The following is an 18,233-nucleotide window of genomic DNA, read 5'->3' as shown; positions in this document are numbered from 1 at the left end:
CCGGTCCCGCTGAGCGGGGCTCCCTCACGCGGAGGTGGTCCGGTCGCCCCGGCCCGCCTCCGCCCCGTCGCGGACGGTGTGGTCCCGGACGATGATCTTGCCGGTGTTGTGGCCGCGCAGCATGCCCAGGAACGCGTCCACGATGTGCTCGAACCCGTCCACCACCGTCTCGTCGGCGGTGAGCCGGCCGCTCTGCAGGTGCGGCACGGCGAACTCGTACAACTCCTCCTGAAGATGGAGGTAGTGCCGGACGTGGAAGCCCTCGATGCGCAGACTCTTCTCCACGACGTCCGCGTGGTCGAAGCGCGGCGGCGGCGCGTCGGGGGTGTTGTACTGGCTGATCGTGCCGACGCGCACGATGCGCCCGTGGTCGCGCAGCGCCCGCACCGCGGCGGCCAGCTGCTCGCCGCCGACGTTGTCGACGCACACGTCGATGCCGCCCGGCGCGGCCTCGTGCAGCAGGTCACCGGCGTCGCCGTCGTGATAATCGAAGACGGCGTCGTAGCCCACCTCGCGCGTCAGGTGGCCGGCCTTCGCCGCCGAGCCCGTGCTGCCCACGAGCCGCCGGGCACCGAGCAGCCGGGCGAACCGCCCGGTCGCCGTGCCGACCCCGCCCGCCGCGGCCGACACGAACAGGTCCTCGCCCTCCCTGAGCCGCGCGATCCGGGTCAGGCCAACGTAGGCGGTCAGCCCGGTGCCGCCGAGGACGCTCAGGTACGCGGTCAGGGGGACGCCGTCGAAGCGCGGCAACCGCCGGATCTCCTCGGGGGTGACCACCGAGTGGGTGCGCCAGCCCCGCCGGTGGAACACGATCTCGCCCTCCGCCAGCAGGGGCGTGCGGGAGGCGACGACGCGCCCGATGGTCCGGCCCTCGAGCGGGGCGTCGAGGGCGAAGCCGCCGGGCACGTCGTCCATCAGCTCGCGGTGATAGGGGTCGACGGACCAGTAGAGGTTCTCCACCAGCACCTCGCCGGCGGCGGGTTCGGGAAGCGGGGACTCGACGAAGGCGAAGTGCCCGGCGGTGGGATGCCCGTGCGGGCGGGCGGTCTGGTGGACGGTGAGCGCGCTCTCGTTCATGAGCGGACCGTAGGGCGGGAATGCGCCCGCCGGGCAGCCGGTTGGGCTCATGGCACGCCCCGTTCCATGAGCCGTACTCATACGTTGAGGTGAGCGCCCCGTGGCCCGCACGACCGACTCCGACCTCGCCCCGCACGAACTGCGCGTCCTGGTGGCGGTCGCGGACGCCGGCGGCTTCTCGGCCGCGGCCGGCACCCTCGGTCTGACCCAGTCCGCGGTGTCGCACTCGGTCCGCGGCAGCGAACGCAAGATCGGTGCCGTCCTCTTCCGACGCGGTCGCGCCGGTGCCCGCCCCACCCCGGCCGGCGAGCGGGCGGTGGCCCACGCCCGCCGTGTGCTGCGCCTGCTGGACGTCCTGGGCGCTGAGGCGCGCGCCGCGGCCCGCTCCGGCACCGTGGCGGGACCACTGCGGATCGCGGCCTTCCGCAGCGCGGCCCTGCACCTGCTGCCACCGGCCCTCCAGCGGCTGCGGGACCGGTACCCGGAGCTCGACCCGCGGGTACGGATCGTCCGTGAGGTGGGGCGCGGCACCGCGGGCGAAGTCGCCGACGGGAAGGCCGACATCGCCGTCGCCACGCTGGGCGGCACCGTGCCGCTGCCGGCGGGACTGGTCGCGAGCGCCCTCTTCGACGAGCCCTACGCCCTGGTGCACGCTGCCGGGCACACCGCCCCGGATACCCTGCCGCTGGTCGACTGGGCCGAGAACTGCGGTTCGCGCACCCGCGCGTGGTGGGCCGCGCAGGACTGGATACCCAGGGCGACCGTCGAGGCCGAGGACGACGGGGCGGTCCTCTCGCTGGTCGCCGCGGGGCACGGAATGGCGATCATGCCCGCGCTCGCCCTGACCGGAGCACCGGACTCGGTGGCGACCGTCGCCCTCGGCCCCGGGCGCCCGACCCGTCGGGTCGGCTACGTCACCGGCGCCGAGGCGGCCGGATCCGCCGCGGTGCGTGCCCTGGTGAGGGAACTGCGGGCGACGCTCCCCGCCGGGTGCCTGCCGCCCCGCTGACCGCTCCGCACGACCCCCGATCGCCGGCACGACTGCGGTAATCTCCCAGCTCCTGGGAACAGGTCCCGGGTACGGGTCTCCGGAACAGCTCCCGGGAACGGATCTCCGGAACAGCTCCCGGAAGCGAGTCCCGGAGGACGCCTCCGGAAACACCCCCCGTAAACACCTCCCGAGACACGTCCCGTAAACACCTCCCGACACACGTCCCGGAAACCGCGACCGAACACGAAGGTGTGCCGACTTGCCGGATCCCCTTGGCCCGTGGGGCGTCCCCGCCGCACCGCAGGACATCACACCGGACTTCCTGACCCGGGCACTGCGCCGCGGCGGGCGCGAGGCGACCGGACAGGTCGCCTCGGTCACCGTCGTCGGCGGGCGGCAGGCCGGGATGGTCGGCAGCGTGAGCAGACTGCGCGTGGAGTACGCCGACCCGGAGGCCCAGGGTCCCCGGTCGGTGATGGCGAAGCTGCCCTCCGCCGAGTTCGCCGAGAGCCGTGCCTTCGGCGCCCTGGAGGCACGGCTCTACCTCCAGCGCGAGCTGCTCGTCCCGGACGCGCGGACCGCGGAGGTCTACTACTGCGCCGGAGGCGGCGACGGATCCGTCTGCCTGCTGCTGGAAGACCTGGGCGACGCGGGGTTCGTCCGGCAGTTCGACGGCTGCACCCCCGACCAGGCGTCCCGCGCACTGCGCGCCGTCGCCCCGGTACACGCCCGCTGGTGGGGTCGCGAGCTGCCCGGCTCCGCCGCGTGGGTGCGGCCCCCTGGCGAGTCGCTCGTGGGCGAGTTCTGCCGCGGCTGGCTCCACGCCCACCACGGCGACTGGCCCGCCGTGCTGGAACCGGTCGTGCCACGGCTCGCCGCGCGGTACGAGAGGATCGCCGCCGCGCTGACCGCGGGCCCGGTCACCCTCGTGCACGGCGATTTCCACAGCCAGAACGTGTCCTTCGCCGGGGAGCGCGCCGACGGCCCGGCCCGGCTCGTCGACTTCCAGTTCGTGCAGCGCGCGACCGGTCTCCTGGACGTCGCCCGCTTCCTGGCCACCAGCCTGACCACCGAGGTGCGCAGGGCGGCCGAGCGGGACCTCCTGACGGAGTACCTGGCGTGCCTGGCCGCGCACGGAGTGACGGGGTACGGGTTCGACGCCTGTGTGGGGGACCTGCGGGCCGCGCTGCTGTGGAACCTCACCACTCCGGTGGCGCTGCACGTCATGGCCGTCACCACCGAGGGCCGGCGGTGGCCCGCCGCCCTGCCGATCCTCGAACGCTGCCTGACGGCCGTCGACGACTGGGACGCCGCCCGGCTGCTGTGAACAGGCCACACCGGCACCCAGGGGCTGCTGCGCCGGCTGTACGACCCCGCCACGCGACCGGAACTCGTCCTCACCCTCCAGGCCCCGGCCTCCCACTGACCCCTGGCCGGCCCCCGTCCCGCACCGCCGTGTGATGCTGGCGGCATGACTGATCACCGCGAGGTCCGCGTCGTCCGCCGGCCGGGCCGGACCCTGTCCGCCGAGGACGGCCTGGCCGAGCTGCTGGCGGCCTACCACCTGCGGACGGAGGCGGAGAAGGGCGCGGCCGTCACCGACGTGGACGGGCTGCCCGACCGCTACCGGGCAGAGATCTCGGACCCGCGGACCGCGTTCGCCGACGACGTCGTGCTGACGGCCCTGAGCGGGGACACCCCCGTGGGATGCCTGGTGGTGACCGCGCCCGTCGACGGCTGGCCGGAGATCAAGAGGCTCTGGACGGACCCCGGCTTCCGGGGCAGGGGCATCGCGTCCCGCCTGATCGGTGCCGCGCTGACGCATGCCGCCGAGAGCGGCGTGAGCGGCGTGCGGCTGTCGGTGTGGACCTGGCGGACCGGTGCCGTCGCCCTGTACGAACGGCTCGGCTTCACCGTCACCGACTCGTGGGACGAGCGCCCTCAGCTGCTCTGCATGCGGCGCGAGGTCTCCTCCGGCCGCGCCGACGGAAACGGGGACCGGGATGCACGGCCCGCGGACCGTCATGGGCATACTGTCGGCTGATCGCTTGATCGTCGTGCGGTGACGCGGGGGAGTGGGGGGATTGTCGTGGGGCTGATGGACCGTATCCGCGGTGAGTTCATCGACATCGTGGAGTGGACCGACGACGGCCGGGACACCATCGTGTGGCGTTTCCCGCGCCACGGCAACGAGATCAAGATGGGCGCCCGGCTCGTGGTGCGCGAGTCGCAGGTGGCCGTCTTCGTCAACGAGGGCCGGCTCGCGGACGTCTACCAGCCGGGCACGTACACCCTCTCGACCCAGAACATGCCGGTCCTGTCCACCCTGAAGGGCTGGAAACACGGTTTCGAGTCGCCGTTCAAGGCCGAGGTCTACTTCGTCACCACCCGGCAGTTCACCGACTTCAAGTGGGGCACCCAGAACCCGGTGATCCTGCGCGACGCCGACTTCGGCATGGTCCGGGTCCGGGCCTTCGGAACCTTCGCCGCCAAGGTGGTGGACGCCGCCGCGCTGCTGCGCGAACTGGTCGGCACCGACCCGCAGTTCCGCACCGAGGAGGTCGGCGAGCACCTGCGGCAGCTGATCGTCTCCAAGCTGGGTTCCGCGCTGGGCGCGTCCGGTGTGCCGCTGCTGGACCTCGCCGCCCGGCAGGACGGCATCGGGCGGCAGCTGGCCGAGTCGCTGACCCTGGAGCTGGCCGCCACCGGCATCGCCGTCCCACGGTTCCACATCGAGAACATCAGCGTCCCGCCGGAGGTGGAGGCGGCGATCGACACCCGCTCCAGGATGGCGATCGCCGGCGACCTGGACGACTACGCCAAGCTCCGGGCGGCCGACGCGATCCAGACCGCCGCCGCCAACCCCGGCACCGGCGGTGACGCGGTCGGGCTGGGCGTGGGCATGGCGCTGGGCCAGCGGATCGTGCAGAGCACGTCCGGCACGCCGGCTCCCGCACCCCAGGCACCCGCAGTCCCGACACCCGCACCCCAGGCACCCGCAGCTCCGACACCCGCACCCCAGGCGCCCGCAGCTCCGGCATCCACAGCCCCGACACCCGCAGTCCCGGCGCAGCCCGCCCCCGCCCCCGCTGCCGCCGACGTCCCGCCGCCGCTGCCCGCCGCGCCGCGCTGGTTCCTCGCCGTGGACGGCCGGCAGCAGGGCCCGTACGACGAGAGCGCGCTGGCCGGGCAAGTGGCGGCCGGCGACCTGACCCGTACCACGCTGGTCTGGCGCAGCGGGCAGGCCGCCTGGCAGCCCGCGGACCAGGTCCCGGAGCTGGCACCGCTGCTCGCCGACGTCCCCCCGCCGCTGCCCCCGCAGGGCTGAGTCCGGCCCCCTGAAACTCCCGGCAACAGGTCCCAAGGAGAGTTGAGTTGACGGATCAGGAGGTCGCTCCGGCACCCGGCCGGGCGTTCCAGTGCGAGGCGTGCGGCGGGGTCAGCGAGTACGCGCCCGGAACGTACGCGCTCCGCTGCCCGTACTGTCGGCACGAGCAAGACATCACGCCGATACCGCGGCAGGTGACCGAGCACCCGATCGAGGAGCTGGCCGAACTGCCCCCCAGGGCGGCGGCGCCGGGCGGGGTGAAGGTGTTCGCCTGCCCCGGCTGCCACGCCGTCACCGAGAGCGACACGCTCAGCGACCGGTGCCCGTTCTGCGCCACCCCGCTGGTCACGGACGCCTCCGGTACCGAGCGAGTGGTGCCGGAGGCGGTACTGCCCTTCGGGGTGGGCCGTGCACAGGCCCGTGACGCGCTGGCGAAGTGGACCGCGTCCCGCTGGTTCGCGCCCGGCGAACTGAAGAAGGTCACCGAGGCGGAGACCTTCCGGGGCAGCTACCTGCCGCACTGGACGTACGACGCGCAGACCGCCACCCGGTACACCGGCGAACGCGGCGAGCACTACTGGGTGGAGGAGGAGGACACCGAGGGCCGCAAGCGCCAGGTACGGCACACCCGCTGGCACCACACGTCCGGAACGGTCGGCCGATTCTTCGACGACGTACTGGTGCCCGGCAGCAGCCAGGTGCCGGAGGCGGAACTGGACGAGCTGGCACCCTGGCCGCTGGAGGAGACGGTCCCCTACCAGGAGGAGTACCTGGCCGGCTTCCGTACCGTCAGGTACGACGTCGAGCCGGAGGCCGGCCTGGAGTCGGCGAAGGCGCGGATGGCGCCGGTGATCCGCGCCGACTGCAAGCGGGACATCGGCGGCGACGAGCAGCGGGTGCACTCGATGTCCACCCTCTACAGCGGCCTCACGTTCAAACTGGTGCTGCTGCCCGTCTGGTTCCTGACCTACCTCCACGCCGGGAAGGCGTGGCCGGTGATGGTCAACGCCCGCACCGGGGAGGTCATCGGCAAGCGGCCGTACAGCGCGATGAAGATCGCTCTGGCGTCGGTGGGCGGCGCGCTGCTGATCGCCCTGACGGTCCTGCTCGTGCTGATGCTGCGCGACTGAAGCCCGCACCGGATCCGTGTCGGTACGGCCGGCTCACTCCTTCCTCGGCGGGGCGGTGCTCGCGCGGATGACGAGTTCGGGGTCGAAGAGGAGTTCGCCGGCGGGGACGTCCCGGTTGCCGAGGAGGGCGAGGACGCTGCGGGCGACCTCGGGTGCGAGCCGGTCGGCGGGCTGGCGGACGGTGGTCAGCGGGGGGTCGACGAAGTCCATGATCATGGAGCCGTCGTAGCCGACCACGGACACGTCGCGGGGGACGTGGTGGCCCTGGCGGCGGGCGCCGCGGATCGCGCCCAGGGCCATGTAGTCGCTGGCGGCGACGACGGCCGTGGCGCCGCGGGCGAGCAGGGCGAGCGCGGCGGACTGGCCGCCCTCGACGGTGTACGACTGGCGGACCACCCACTGTTCGGGGTCGGTGATGCTGCGCCGGGCCAGCGCGGCGAGGAACCCGCTGACGCGGCGGTCGGCGGGGCGGTTGCCGAGGGGGCCCGAGGCCATGCCGATGCGGCGGTGGCCGAGCCGGTACAGGTGGTCGACGGCCAGTTCGGCGGCGAGCAGGTCGTCGGTGGAGAAGACCGGGGCGTCGCAGCCGCCCTCGAACTGGCCGTTGACGCCGACGAACGGGATCCGGCGTGAGCGCAGCAGTTCGTAGGCCTGCGGGTCCGCGCCCTCGATCGTGTTGCTGGCGGAGAGGAAGACGACCGCGGCCACGCCCCGGTCGGCGAGGGAGGTGACGTAGTCCAGTTCCTGTACGCCGCCGGGGAAGCAGGGGCACAGGATCGTCTTGAGGCCGTGCGGGGCGAGGGTGGCCTCGATGCGTTCGCAGACGTCGGCGAAGAACGGGTTGGACACCAGTTCCGTGACGACGGCGACGAGCTGGCCCTGGGTCTGCCGTTCGTAGCCCAGGTCGGCCATCGCCCGTTCGACCGCCTCGCGGGTCTTGCGGGCCACTCCCTGGCGCCGGTTGATGACCCGGCTGACCGTGGCCTCACTGACCTGAGCCCGGACCGCGACCTCGGTGATACCGACCTTCATACGGTTCCCTCCCTCCCCGTGGTGTCACCGGTGTGACCCCTCAGGTGCCTCGCTGTCTGCATCCGGTTACCAAGTTTGCCTCCCACCCTTCAACTTGCAAGACAGGAGTGAAAACTTTCAGTCCAATCAAGCATGTTGACTCGCAGCTACGTCAGAAGTCTTGCATTTTTCCTGTGCAGGACCATTGAACGGCTTCTTCCACCGCTGTTAGCTTTCCGCAACGACCCGGCCGCCCCGCCCCGTCGTGACCGAAGACCGGGAGATCCGATGAAGCCCTCAAGGCTCGTGCTGCTCACCGCCGTTGCCCTGCTGACCCCGCTCGCCCCCGTCACGTCCGCCGTCGCGGCGCCCCGCACCGCCGCCGACACCCGCCCCCAACTCGCCCTGCCCGACCCGGGGTTCGAGAGCGGCGGCACCGGCTGGACCTTCGACCCGGGCACCGGGGTCGGCGAAGGGAACGTCCACAGCGGTTCCCGCTTCCTCTACCTCGACGCGGGCGCCGGCAAGACCGCCAGACAGGTGCTGGTCGCGCCCCGCGACGGCAGTTACGACTTCTCCGCCTGGGTGGCGAGCGCCGGCACCGGCGGCACGTACACGATCCGGCGCAACGGCGAGACCGTCGGCACCGTCGAACTGCCCCAACGCCCCACCTACGCCCGCTACACCATCAGCCGCGTCGCCCTGAAGGCGGGCGACCGGCTGGAGATCGCCTTCGGCTCCGGCACCGCCTGGGTCAACGCCGACGACCTGATGATCTCCCCGGCCGCCCCCGCCGACCCGCAGGTCTCCTCGTCCGACCCCGAGATCGTCGAGATGTTCGACTGGGCCAGGCGGAAGGCCAACAGCTGGGTCCAACTGCCCGGCACGGTAGGCCCGGTCAACGCCGACGAGTACCACACCAGCGGTACCGGCACCGCGACGTACGGCCCCACCTACTGGGCCGGATACGCCAACCGCAGCGCCTACTACTCCCGGGACATGACCCACCAGCTCGACGGCGCCGCCATCCTCGGCCTCGGCACCGAGAACAGGACGATGCTCACCTCGTACGCCGCTTCGGCCACCGCGGAGCACAAGTACTTCCCGGTCTGGTCCCTCAACTTCGACGCCGAGACGTACCTGAGCATCGACTACAAGAACCCCGACGACTTCGTGCGCGAGGTCCCGGCGGTCTTCGAACTCGTGGAGAAGGCGGCGCAGGCCTACCTGTGGACCGGCGACCGCCGCTACGTCGACGACCCGGTGCTGTGGAACTTCTACCGGCACGCCACCGAGCAGTTCATCGACCTGCACGACAGCGCCGTCCCCAACGGCCGGGTCAAGGTCGCCGAGGGCACCGGCCAAGGCATCTTCTCGGGCGCCGCCAGCTACAACGAGCAGGACGGCGACGGTCTCGCCGAGGCCGGGGACGGCATCGCCTCCGAGTACCAGGCGTACCTGGCGATGGCCGTGCTCGCCCGCGGCAAGGGCGACACCGCGCTGGCGAGGAAGTACGACCGCAGAGCCGCCGACCTGAAGACGTACTTCAACGACACCTGGAGCGGCACCGGCAGCGGCGCCGGCATGGTCCGCGCCTACACCACCTCCGGTACCCCGGTCACCGGCTGGGGCAAGGAGAACAGCGTCTTCATGCCGATGAAGCAGATCATCGACCCCGGCCTGCGCAACGACGCCTACCTCGACTACATCCAGGCCCAGGAACTCGGACCGGACGGGTCACCCAACATCGAGTCGACGACCTACCTGCCGGACATGTTCTTCAGGAACGACCGCCCCGACACCGCCTGGTGGTGGATGCGGAAGATCTACGGCGAGCGGAACACCCAGCACGTCAACTCCAGCCAGGGCCCGGACGGTGACTACCCCGAGGTGTCGTTCACCCTGGTCAGCCAGACCGTCGAGGGCCTGATGGGCATCACGCCGAACGCGGCCGCGCACCAGGTGACCACCGAGTCGCGGCTGCCGTCGGGCATGAAGTGGCTCCGCGTCGCGGACGTCCCCGTCGGCAAGGACACGATCACCGTCCGGCACGACGGCGCCACCAGGACCACGCTGACGAACAACGCCCGGCACGACTCCTACAGTTGGGAGGCCCGGTTCCGCGGCTCGCACAAGTGGATCACGGTCGACGGCGTGCGGCAGCGGGCGCGCACCAAAAAGGTCGACGGCGTGACGTACACGTACGCCACACCGACGGTCCGGGCCGGGGCGACCGCGGTGGTCCAGGTCGGCGACTGATCCGGCCCGCGGTCCGCGGTCAGTCGATGCAGAGGACGAGCAGGCAGAGGTGCGCGGGCGAGGTCGCGGTGGGCTCCGGGCTCGCCGTCGACGCCGGTGCACCGCCGCCGGCGGCGGTCGCGGTGGGTGTCGGTGCGGCGGCCGGCTGCGCCGGTGCGGCCGAGGCGCCGGACCCGGTCGACGTACCGGCCGTCGTGCCGGACTGCGCCTGCGCGGCCGCCGTCGCCACGGGTTCCGGCGTGGCGGCGGCCGCGCGGTGTGCCGGCGTGGCCTTCGGCACGCCCGCACTCTGCTCGTGCGGGGCGTTCGACGTGACCGGGCGGGCGGCGGGCGTGGCGTCGGGGGCCCGGTGCCGGCCGGTCGGCGCCGACGCCGCCGGGGTGGGCTCCGTGGCCTGCCCGCCCACCACTCCCATGGGCGCGGTGTCCGGGGCGGCGGCCGCCTGCGCCCGGTCCCCGGAGTGCCGGTCCATGGAGGCGACGGTGAGACCGCCGCCGACCAGGGCGACCGCGGTGGCGACGACGGCCCGGCGCTGGTTCTTCTTCCAGCGGACGCGCTGCCGGCGCCGCGCCGCCCGGCCGAGCGGCGCGACCGGAGCGGCGCCCGGGTCCTCGTCCGGGCTCTCGGCGCTGTCCTCGGCGCTGTCCTGGGAGTACGTGTCCGGGCCGTCGTGCCAGGTGTCGGGTGCGGGTGCCTGCCAGGCCACCGTCCCGGCCGTCACGGGAGCCGCCGCGTCACCGCGGGGAGCGATGTCCGGGGCGTAGGCGCCGCATCCGGGGCACACCAGGGCGCCGTTGAGGTGCCGACGGCACGTGGTGCAGTAGTCCATCCGCGGTCTTCCTGACTCGACTGCGCCGACGGCCCGACGGGCCGTGGCCTGGTCTCGTTCGCACGTGGGATCGAACGGCCAGAACGCTAGCGAGCCTTTGGACAGGCAGTGTGCAGCCTGTGTGGTGCTTCTGCGCAGATGCCGTCCGGACCTCGCGCACACGTCACTCCTGACCGCCGCCGACCAGCACGCGTACGTCCCACGGGCCGCGTCCCGCGGTGGTCAGTGCGCGGTCTCCGCCGGTGGTTTCCAGCCCCAGGCGGTCAGCATGCCCGCGGACAGCGCGGCGCACTCGTCGGAGGCCAGGTAGCCGATCGCCGCGTCCACGGCCGCGTCGTCGAGCAGGCCGGTGGCGACCATGGCCGCCCGGCTCCGCTCCCAGGTGTCCGCCCAGAAACGGCTCAGGGGACTGCCCGGCAGCAGCGGCGGCACATGCAGTTCGGCGGCGACCGGCACCAGCCCGGCCTCGCGCAGCAGTCGCGGGTACGACGGCACCCAGGAGACGTCGGTGCCGATGGTCGCCCGCAGCCCCTGCCACATCGCCCGCATCGCGGCCGCGTACGGGGTGCCCGGCGTGCGGTCGGTCGTCAGGTCGACGGCGTCGCTGAGCACCAGTACCCCGCCGGGCTCGACGAGTCCGGCCAGCGTCTCGACCAGCCGTTCGTGCTCGGGCAGGTGCATCAGCACGAACCGCGCGTGCACGAGCCGGAACCGGCCACGGACGGCGTGCGGGGCGGTGATGTCGGTCTCCAGCACGTCGAGGCCGGGCCGCCGGGCGAGGAACCGTACGTCTCGGTCCACGGCGAGCACGCTGTCCACCCCGGCCTCGTCCAGCAGCCGACGGGGGACCGCGCCGGTGCCTGCGCCCACGTCGAGGCAGTGCCAGCCCGGGCCGGCCCCGAGCTCCCGCAGCCGCGCCATGGTGATGTCGTCGTAGGCGAGCGCGCCGAGGTCGATCCGCTCACCCTCACCGGCCCGCTCGGGCCGGAAGACGGCCTCGCCGTAGCGGCCGTCCGGTGCGCCGGTCACGCCGCCGCCGACGCGACGCCGTGGCGGAGGGGGAGGGGCGGGGCGTCGAAGCGTCTCATGACCGGACCTCTTCACTCGGTGGGGCGGTGCCGGGCCGGGCCCGTCCCCTGGATCCTGCACCGGCCGCCTCCCACCCGGCTGAGGCGCGCCGCGCCTGAGCCGATCGGGGCAACGGCCCCTCGCGGAGGCGGCGCCCGACCTCACCCGGGAGCCGTGGGGACGCCCTCGCGCCGTACAGTGCCGATGGTCCTCATCCTCCGTAAGACGAGCAGGAGTTACGACGATGACGCACACCTCCGGCGGTCCGGACGGCCCGCTGTACGGCTTCGTCGGACTCGGTGTGATGGGGCAGCCCATGGCACTGAACCTCGCCCGCGCCGGCACCCCGCTCGTCGTGTGGAACCGGACGCCCGGGCGGGCCGAGCCGCTGCGGGCGGCCGGGGCCCAGGTCGCGGCGAGCGCCGCGGAGGTCTTCGCCCGCGCCCGCGTCGTGATCGTGATGCTCCTCGACGAGGCGGTGACGGACACCGTCCTGGACCGGGGCGGACCGGGGTTCGGGAAACTGGTCGCCGGCCGGCTCGTCGTGTCGACGGGATCGACGTCCCCGGAGTACGCCCGTGGCCTCGCCGCCGACGTCCGGGCCGCGGGCGGCCGGTTCGTGGAGGCGCCGGTGTCCGGCTCGCGCAGGCCGGCCGAGGCCGGCGAACTGGTCGCGATGCTCGGCGGCGACCCCGACACGGTGGCGGAGGTACGGCCGCTGCTCGCGCCGATGTGCCGGGAGACCGTGCACTGCGGTCCGGCCGGGTCCGGAGTGCTGATGAAGCTGGCCGTCAACCTGTACCTGACCACGACGATCGCGGCGCTGGCCGAGTCCGTGCACTTCGCCCAGCGGCAGGGCCTGGACCTGGAGACCTTCCGGGCCGTGGTCGACTCCGGCCAGCTGGGCAGCGGGGTGACCCGGGTCAAGGTTCCGATGCTCGCCGCCCACGACTTCACCGTGCAGGCGGCCACCTCCGACGCCTACGCCAGCACCCGGCTCATCGCCGCGGCGGCCCGCGCGGCCGGGCTCGCCACACCGCTGCTCGACCTGAGCGGCGACCTGTACGGCGAGAGCGTACGGCTGGGCAACGGCCGCCTCGACATGTCCTCGGTCCTCACCGCCATCGAGGCCCGCACGGACGCCACCGACTAGGCTCCCGCCATGCGGATCTCCGTCTCCTCCGACATGGACGAACCCGTCGCCCGCCTCCTCGTCGAGGAATTGCGGCGCCGTGGCCACGACGTGCGCACGTACGGCGCGCTGGAGCCCGGCGCCGACCCGCGATGGGCGGTCTGCTCCGAGGCCGCCGCCCGGGACGTCGCCGCGGCGGCCGCGGACCAGGCCGTCGTCTGCTGCTGGACCGGCACCGGTGCCTCGATCGCCGCGAACAAGGTCCCCGGCGTGCGCGCGGCCCTGTGCGCCGACGCCGTCACGGCCGACGGCGCCCGGCGCTGGAACGACGCCAACGTCCTCGCCCTGAGCCTGCGGCTGACCTCGCAGCCGGTGCTCAAGGAGATCCTCGACGCCTGGTTCTCGGCCACGCCGAGCCAGGACGCCGAGGATCTCGGGAACGTGGCCCACGTCGGACGTCTCGACGCGGGCCGGGGGACCGCCTAGCGGGCAGCGGGCCGGGTCAGTGGGCGCCGAGCCCGCCGCCGCCGAACGAGCCGCTGGAGCCCTTGCTCCAGCGCGGCCGGTCCTTGGACGTGCTCGGTCTGGTCTGCTGGTTGCCGAGTTCGTACGGGGTGAGCGGACGACCGCCCTCGGGCATCACGGGAATCTCCTCCGACTCCCGGTTCTGTAGGATCTCGTGCACCGCGCCCTCCGGTGGCAGCTTGGGCTGTTCCTCCGGGCGCGGCCGGTCCGACTCGCGGTACTTGACCCGGTTGCCCAGCCAGAAGCCCCCGGCCAGCATCGCCAGCACGGCCACGGCCACCAGGAAGAGCGCGAGACTCATCAGGCCGCTGGGAGCGGCCAGCTGCTCCATCGATACCGTACTCATAGCAAGGGGATACCCAGGCCAGAATGGGACGAACCGGACGCAATCGGTGGCTGATCGCGCACGGACGGCGACGTTCCGGACGTCCGTGGGCCGCCCCCGGGGCGCCGTGGGCTGGCCGGAAGCCCTGCCCGCCAAGGGGTTTGCCGTACCCCGCGCCCGGCTACCCGAACCGGGTGACACAGCAGACTTCCCAGCAGGAGCTGTACCGGTTCCTGGAAGACAGGTTCGCCTGCGCACAGGCCTGCACGGAATGCGCCCGGGCGTGCGCACTGCGTGCGGGTGTCCTCGACCCGGGCGGTACCGCCCTGGTGGAACAGGTGCGCCGCAAGGGCATCATGTGCGCCGAGGTGTGCGACGCGACCTGCCGGGCGCTCACCGAGGAGACCGGCCGGGACGAGACCGGCCTGCGGGTCCAGCTGGAATGGTGCCGGGCGGTCTGCCTCGAGTCCGCCCAGGCCTTCGACACCCAGCCCGGCGCCGAGAAGAGCGCGGACGCCTGCCGGGCGTGCGCCGCTGCCTGCACGGAGTTCATGGTGGCGCTGCGCTGACCGGTGGCGCGCGGTGCTGCGCTGACCGGTGGAGCGCGGCGGCCGATGGCTGGCATCGCGAACGCGCGTTTCCGCCGTGCCGCCGGGCTGCCTAGCGTGACACGGGTGCCGCCCCGCCCAGCGTCCCAGCGAAGGAGCGCCCCATGAGCCAGCCGCCGCGCCGGATCGTCACCGGTCACGACGGGACGGGTACCTCCGTGTTCCTCTCCGACGGTGAGCCGCCGGTCGTCCGTACCGCCCCCGACGGCGCCGCCTTCTACGAGATGTGGAACACCGGCTCCGTGCCGGCGCCCCTCGCGGCGGACGAGCCCGAGCCCACGGAGCGCGACCTGACCGTGCCGCCGGCCCCCGGCGGTACCAAGATCCGCGTCAACGAGTTCCCGCCGGGCTGCGTCTCCCCGACGCACCGCACCCAGACCGTGGACTACGGCATCGTCCTGGACGGCGAGGTCGTCCTCGTCCTCGACGACTCCGAGCGGGTGCTGCGCGCGGGCGACGTGGTGATCCAGCGCGGCACCGACCACCGCTGGGAGAACCGCACGGACGCGGCGGCCCGGATGGTGTTCGTCCTCGTGGACGGCGTCTTCACGGAGCCGCTGCTGAAGCTCCTCGGCACCGAGGTGCTCGGCTCCCTGCTCGGCAGCCCGCTGGCCGCCGGCGAGGCCTGAGCCGGCTCACCGCGCCGGGCGTGGTCCGGCTCGCGCACCCGCACCCCCGCACCGCCATTCCCAATTTCTGGAACACGTTCTACGGTGTGCGCCGTCAGGACCGCCCGTGGGGAGCCTGGAGGCGCCGTGCACCTCGACCACACGCCCGAGCAGCAGCGGCTGCGCACCGAACTGCGCGCCTACTTCGCCGGCCTGGTGCCGGACAACGCCTACGCCCGCTACGCCGATCCGGCCGCGCAGAAACGCTTCTACCGGGAGACCGTGCGGCGGCTCGGCACGGACGGCTGGCTCGGCGTGGGCTGGCCGGAGGAGTACGGCGGACGCGGCCTGACCGCGATGGAACAGTTCATCTTCTTCGACGAGGCCGCCCAGGCGGGCGTCCCGCTCCCGCTGATGGCACTCAACACCGTGGGCCCGACGATCATGCAGTACGGCACCGACGAGCAGAAGTCGTACTTCCTGCCCCGCATCCTCTCCGGCGAGATCGACTTCGCCATCGGCTACAGCGAGCCCGACGCGGGCACCGACCTGGCGGCCCTGAAGACCCGGGCCGTACGCGACGGCGACGAGTACGTGGTCAACGGACAGAAGATCTGGACGACCAACGGCGACACCGCCGACTGGGTCTGGCTCGCCACCCGCACCGATCCCGGGGCCCCGCCCCACAAGGGCATCACCATGCTGCTGGTGCCGACCACCGACCCCGGCTACTCCTGCACCCTCATCAACACCCTCGCCTCCCACGACACCACCGCCAGCTACTACGAGGACATCCGCGTCCCCGTCTCGCGCCGGGTCGGCGAGGAGAACCGGGGCTGGCGGCTGATCACCAACCAGCTCAACCACGAGCGCGTCACCCTCGCCGCCCACGGCACCATGGCGATCCGCGCTCTGCACGACGTGCAGCGCTGGGCCATGGAGACCAAGCTCGCCGACGGCCGCCGGGTCGTCGACCTGCCCTGGGTGCGCCGCCGCCTCGCGCAGACCCACACCCGCCTCGACGCCATGAAGCTTCTCAACTGGCAGATGGTCAGCGCCGTCCAGGCGGGCACCCTCACCCCGCAGGACGCCTCCGCCGTCAAGGTCTACGGCTCCGAGGCCCGCCGCGACGCCTACGCCTGGCTGATGGAGATCGCCGGGGCGGCGGGCCCCCTCAAGGAGGGTTCGGCCGGCGCGGTCCTCCACGGCGACCTGGAACGCGGCTACCGGTCGGCGGTCATCTTCACCTTCGGCGGCGGCAACAACGAGATCCAGCGCGAGATCATCTCCTGGATCGGACTGGGGATGCCCCGGGTACGGCGGTAGCCTGCCCGCATGGGCGCCGACCCCGGGCTGTTCACCCCGGACTCCGTGACCTGGCAGCTGCACGGCGACCCCATGATGTGGGTCGCCGGCATCCGCGCGCTCTACCTCCAGGCACTGCACCCGCGCGCGGTGCGCGGCGTCATGGCCAACTCCGACTTCCGGCGGGACGCCTGGGGGCGGCTGATGCGGACCGCGAACTTCGTCGGCACGACGACGTACGGCACCGCCGAGGCCGCCGAGCGGGCCGGGGCCCGGGTCCGGAAGATCCACAGCATGCTCGGCGCGACCGACCCGGAGACCGGCGAGCGGTACGGCGTGGACGACCCCGACCTGCTGCTGTGGGTGCACTGCGCGGAGATCGACTCGTACCTGCACGTCGTCCGCCGCTCCGGCTTCCCGCTCACCGACGCCCAGGCCGACCGCTACCTCGCCGAACACCGGGCCAGCGCCCGCCTGGTGGGCCTGGACCCCGCCGCCGTACCCGCCGACGGGGAGGAACTGGCCGCCTACTTCGAGAAGTCCCGTCCGCGGCTCGCCGCCGGGGCCGACGCACACGAGGTGTACGACTTCCTGCTCCGGCCGCCGACGCACCCCCTCCTGATCCCGGCGCGCGAGGTGCTGTGGCGGCGCGTGGCGCACCTGGCGTACGCCGCCCTGCCGCCGTACGCCCACGAGTTGTACGGCACTCCGGCCCCCGAACCCGCCGTCGTCACCCGGCGACTGCGTGCCACCGGCACCGTGCTGCGCTGTGTTCCCGCACGTCTGCGCTGGCAACTCCCGCCCAAACACATTCTGCGGGCCATGGCGAGGCTCGGCCCGGCCGCGCGCCCGGCACCGTACAAAGTCGGGCGTTAGCCCGCCATACTGGTCGACCAGGGGGCCCGGATTCGGCCGGTTCGGCGCGGTCGCACCGTTACGGCCGGGAACGGGCGGAGCTGGAGGCGACGGGGGGCGACGGCGCGCGATGGCTGACGGCGGGCTGGTCCAGGAGAGGTACCGGCTGCTCGACCTGATCGGGCGGGGCGGGATGGGCGAGGTGTGGCGAGCCCGCGACGAGTCCCTCGGCCGGCTGGTCGCCGTGAAGTGCCTCAAACCGCTCGGCCCGCACCACGACCAGGCCTTCACCCGCGTACTGCGCGAGCGGTTCCGCCGCGAGGCGAGAGTGGCCGCCGCGCTCTCGCACCGCGGCGTCACCGTCGTCCACGACTTCGGCGAGTCCGACGGCGTCCTCTACCTGGTGATGGAACTCCTCGACGGCCGCGACCTCAGCCGGCTGCTGGAGGACAACAAGCACCATCCGCTGCCCGTCGGCGACGTCGTGGACATCGCCGAACAGGTCGCCGCCGCCCTCGCCTACACCCACCAGCAGGGCATCGTGCACCGGGACCTCAAACCCGCCAACATCATGCGGCTGACCGACGGCACCGTGAAGCTCTGCGACTTCGGCATCGCCCGGCTCGGCCACGACATCGGCTTCACCTCCCGGCTGACCGGCACCGGCATCGCCATGGGCACCCCGCACTACATGTCACCGGAACAGATCGGCGGCACCGAGGTCGATCCGCGCAGCGACCTGTACTCGCTGGGCTGTGTGCTGTACGAGATCGCCACCGGGGCACCGCCGTTCGACCTCGACGACGCCTGGGCGATCCTGATCGGCCACCGCGACACCCGGCCCACCCCGCCGCGCGCCCACCGCCCCGAACTGCCCGGCTGGTTCGAGCAGGTCGTCCTCGACCTGCTCGCCAAACGCCCGGAGCAACGGCCGTACGACGCCCGGGAGCTGGGCCGCCGGATCACCTCCGGGCGGGCCACCCCCACCTACGTCCCCACCGTCGTCACCGCGCAGCCCCGGCTCCGGCCCCACGGACCGGCTCCCCGGGAGACCCGGCTGCCGTCCTGGACACGCGGGATGACCACCGGGCACAAGGCGGCCGGCACCACCCTGAGCAGCACCCCGCCCGACCCCGGCGCCGGACTCACCGGCGAGTGGACCGCCCGCCCGGCCGCCCCCAC

The 18,233-nt window shown here is 73.1% G+C and carries 18 protein-coding genes; 13 read left to right on the top strand and 5 right to left on the bottom strand.

The features are described 5' to 3' along the window. Nucleotides 1-24: 24 nt before the first annotated feature. Nucleotides 25-1,077, bottom strand: a complete 1,053-nt coding sequence (locus MB828_RS15840; RefSeq protein ID WP_301648727.1) for an NADP-dependent oxidoreductase — start codon at nt 1,075-1,077, stop codon at nt 25-27. A gap of 100 nt (nt 1,078-1,177) precedes the next feature. Between MB828_RS15840 and MB828_RS15835 the strand changes: the two genes are divergently transcribed. From MB828_RS15835 to MB828_RS15815, 5 genes are all read left to right on the top strand, one after another. Continuing rightward, nucleotides 1,178-2,086, top strand: coding sequence for a LysR family transcriptional regulator (locus tag MB828_RS15835; protein WP_301648726.1), 909 nt, complete (start codon nt 1,178-1,180; stop codon nt 2,084-2,086). A gap of 241 nt (nt 2,087-2,327) precedes the next feature. Then, complete coding sequence (locus MB828_RS15830; protein ID WP_301648725.1) at nt 2,328-3,395, top strand: phosphotransferase; 1,068 nt, start codon at nt 2,328-2,330, stop codon at nt 3,393-3,395. Nucleotides 3,396-3,539: 144 nt separating this feature from the next. After that, a complete protein-coding gene (locus tag MB828_RS15825; protein ID WP_301648724.1) occupies nt 3,540-4,112 on the top strand; it encodes a GNAT family N-acetyltransferase in 573 nt (190 codons plus the stop codon). A gap of 54 nt (nt 4,113-4,166) precedes the next feature. Then, nucleotides 4,167-5,396, top strand: a complete 1,230-nt coding sequence (locus MB828_RS15820; protein ID WP_301648723.1) for an SPFH domain-containing protein — start codon at nt 4,167-4,169, stop codon at nt 5,394-5,396. A gap of 47 nt (nt 5,397-5,443) precedes the next feature. After that, nucleotides 5,444-6,526 carry a hypothetical protein gene (locus MB828_RS15815; protein ID WP_301648722.1) on the top strand — a complete coding sequence of 361 codons (1,083 nt, stop codon included), beginning with the start codon at nt 5,444-5,446 and terminating at the stop codon, nt 6,524-6,526. Nucleotides 6,527-6,559: 33 nt separating this feature from the next. Here MB828_RS15815 and MB828_RS15810 read toward each other — a convergent pair whose 3' ends face one another. Continuing rightward, complete coding sequence (locus MB828_RS15810) at nt 6,560-7,558, bottom strand: LacI family DNA-binding transcriptional regulator (RefSeq protein WP_301648721.1); 999 nt, start codon at nt 7,556-7,558, stop codon at nt 6,560-6,562. Between the two features lie 267 nt (nt 7,559-7,825). Between MB828_RS15810 and MB828_RS15805 the strand changes: the two genes are divergently transcribed. Then, a complete protein-coding gene (locus tag MB828_RS15805; protein WP_301648720.1) occupies nt 7,826-9,796 on the top strand; it encodes a hypothetical protein in 1,971 nt (656 codons plus the stop codon). Between the two features lie 19 nt (nt 9,797-9,815). Here the strand turns inward: MB828_RS15805 and MB828_RS15800 are convergent, their stop codons facing one another. Together MB828_RS15800 and MB828_RS15795 are read right to left on the bottom strand one after the other, a co-directional pair. Then, nucleotides 9,816-10,625, bottom strand: coding sequence for an SCO2400 family protein (locus MB828_RS15800; protein WP_301648719.1), 810 nt, complete (start codon nt 10,623-10,625; stop codon nt 9,816-9,818). 222 nt (nt 10,626-10,847) lie between these two features. Next, nucleotides 10,848-11,654, bottom strand: coding sequence for a class I SAM-dependent methyltransferase (locus MB828_RS15795; RefSeq protein ID WP_301648718.1), 807 nt, complete (start codon nt 11,652-11,654; stop codon nt 10,848-10,850). A 283-nt stretch (nt 11,655-11,937) separates the two neighbouring features. Between MB828_RS15795 and MB828_RS15790 the strand changes: the two genes are divergently transcribed. Beyond that, nucleotides 11,938-12,846, top strand: coding sequence for an NAD(P)-dependent oxidoreductase (locus MB828_RS15790; protein WP_301648717.1), 909 nt, complete (start codon nt 11,938-11,940; stop codon nt 12,844-12,846). 9 nt (nt 12,847-12,855) lie between these two features. Next, nucleotides 12,856-13,311 carry an RpiB/LacA/LacB family sugar-phosphate isomerase gene (locus tag MB828_RS15785; RefSeq protein ID WP_301648716.1) on the top strand — a complete coding sequence of 152 codons (456 nt, stop codon included), beginning with the start codon at nt 12,856-12,858 and terminating at the stop codon, nt 13,309-13,311. Nucleotides 13,312-13,327: 16 nt separating this feature from the next. On the opposite strand, the gene MB828_RS15780 is transcribed toward MB828_RS15785, so the two are convergent. Then, nucleotides 13,328-13,696: a DUF6479 family protein gene (locus tag MB828_RS15780; protein ID WP_301648715.1), complete on the bottom strand. Its 369-nt coding sequence runs from the start codon at nt 13,694-13,696 to the stop codon at nt 13,328-13,330. A 173-nt stretch (nt 13,697-13,869) separates the two neighbouring features. Here MB828_RS15780 and MB828_RS15775 point away from each other — a divergent pair, with 173 nt between their 5' ends. The 5 genes from MB828_RS15775 to MB828_RS15755 form a co-directional block, all read left to right on the top strand. Continuing rightward, entirely contained in the window at nt 13,870-14,244 is a 375-nt protein-coding gene (locus MB828_RS15775) for a four-helix bundle copper-binding protein (protein ID WP_301648714.1), read from the top strand. A 143-nt stretch (nt 14,245-14,387) separates the two neighbouring features. Beyond that, a complete protein-coding gene (locus MB828_RS15770; RefSeq protein WP_133025141.1) occupies nt 14,388-14,912 on the top strand; it encodes a cupin domain-containing protein in 525 nt (174 codons plus the stop codon). Between the two features lie 126 nt (nt 14,913-15,038). Continuing rightward, nucleotides 15,039-16,217 carry an acyl-CoA dehydrogenase family protein gene (locus MB828_RS15765; protein WP_301648713.1) on the top strand — a complete coding sequence of 393 codons (1,179 nt, stop codon included), beginning with the start codon at nt 15,039-15,041 and terminating at the stop codon, nt 16,215-16,217. 9 nt (nt 16,218-16,226) lie between these two features. Beyond that, nucleotides 16,227-17,072, top strand: a complete 846-nt coding sequence (locus tag MB828_RS15760) for an oxygenase MpaB family protein (protein ID WP_301648712.1) — start codon at nt 16,227-16,229, stop codon at nt 17,070-17,072. A gap of 109 nt (nt 17,073-17,181) precedes the next feature. Next, the coding region (locus MB828_RS15755; protein WP_301648711.1) for a serine/threonine-protein kinase at nt 17,182-18,233 on the top strand (1,052 nt) is incomplete at its 3' end.

This window comes from Streptomyces arenae (assembly GCF_022343545.1).
GTDB lineage: Bacteria > Actinomycetota > Actinomycetes > Streptomycetales > Streptomycetaceae > Streptomyces > Streptomyces humi.
This window is presented reverse-complemented; position numbering and strand designations above follow the sequence as displayed.

Excerpts from the sequence above, each read along its gene's own strand:
- MB828_RS15840 (WP_301648727.1), bottom strand. The coding sequence starts at position 1,077 with ATGAACGAGAGCGCGCTCACCGTCCACCAGACCGCCCGCCCGCACGGG.
- MB828_RS15825 (WP_301648724.1), top strand. The coding sequence starts at position 3,540 with ATGACTGATCACCGCGAGGTCCGCGTCGTCCGCCGGCCGGGCCGGACC.
- MB828_RS15820 (WP_301648723.1), top strand. The coding sequence starts at position 4,167 with ATGGACCGTATCCGCGGTGAGTTCATCGACATCGTGGAGTGGACCGAC.
- MB828_RS15810 (WP_301648721.1), bottom strand. The coding sequence starts at position 7,558 with ATGAAGGTCGGTATCACCGAGGTCGCGGTCCGGGCTCAGGTCAGTGAG.
- MB828_RS15805 (WP_301648720.1), top strand. The coding sequence starts at position 7,826 with ATGAAGCCCTCAAGGCTCGTGCTGCTCACCGCCGTTGCCCTGCTGACC.
- MB828_RS15800 (WP_301648719.1), bottom strand. The coding sequence starts at position 10,625 with ATGGACTACTGCACCACGTGCCGTCGGCACCTCAACGGCGCCCTGGTG.
- MB828_RS15790 (WP_301648717.1), top strand. The coding sequence starts at position 11,938 with ATGACGCACACCTCCGGCGGTCCGGACGGCCCGCTGTACGGCTTCGTC.
- MB828_RS15785 (WP_301648716.1), top strand. The coding sequence starts at position 12,856 with ATGCGGATCTCCGTCTCCTCCGACATGGACGAACCCGTCGCCCGCCTC.
- MB828_RS15780 (WP_301648715.1), bottom strand. The coding sequence starts at position 13,696 with ATGAGTACGGTATCGATGGAGCAGCTGGCCGCTCCCAGCGGCCTGATG.
- MB828_RS15770 (WP_133025141.1), top strand. The coding sequence starts at position 14,388 with ATGAGCCAGCCGCCGCGCCGGATCGTCACCGGTCACGACGGGACGGGT.
- MB828_RS15760 (WP_301648712.1), top strand. The coding sequence starts at position 16,227 with ATGGGCGCCGACCCCGGGCTGTTCACCCCGGACTCCGTGACCTGGCAG.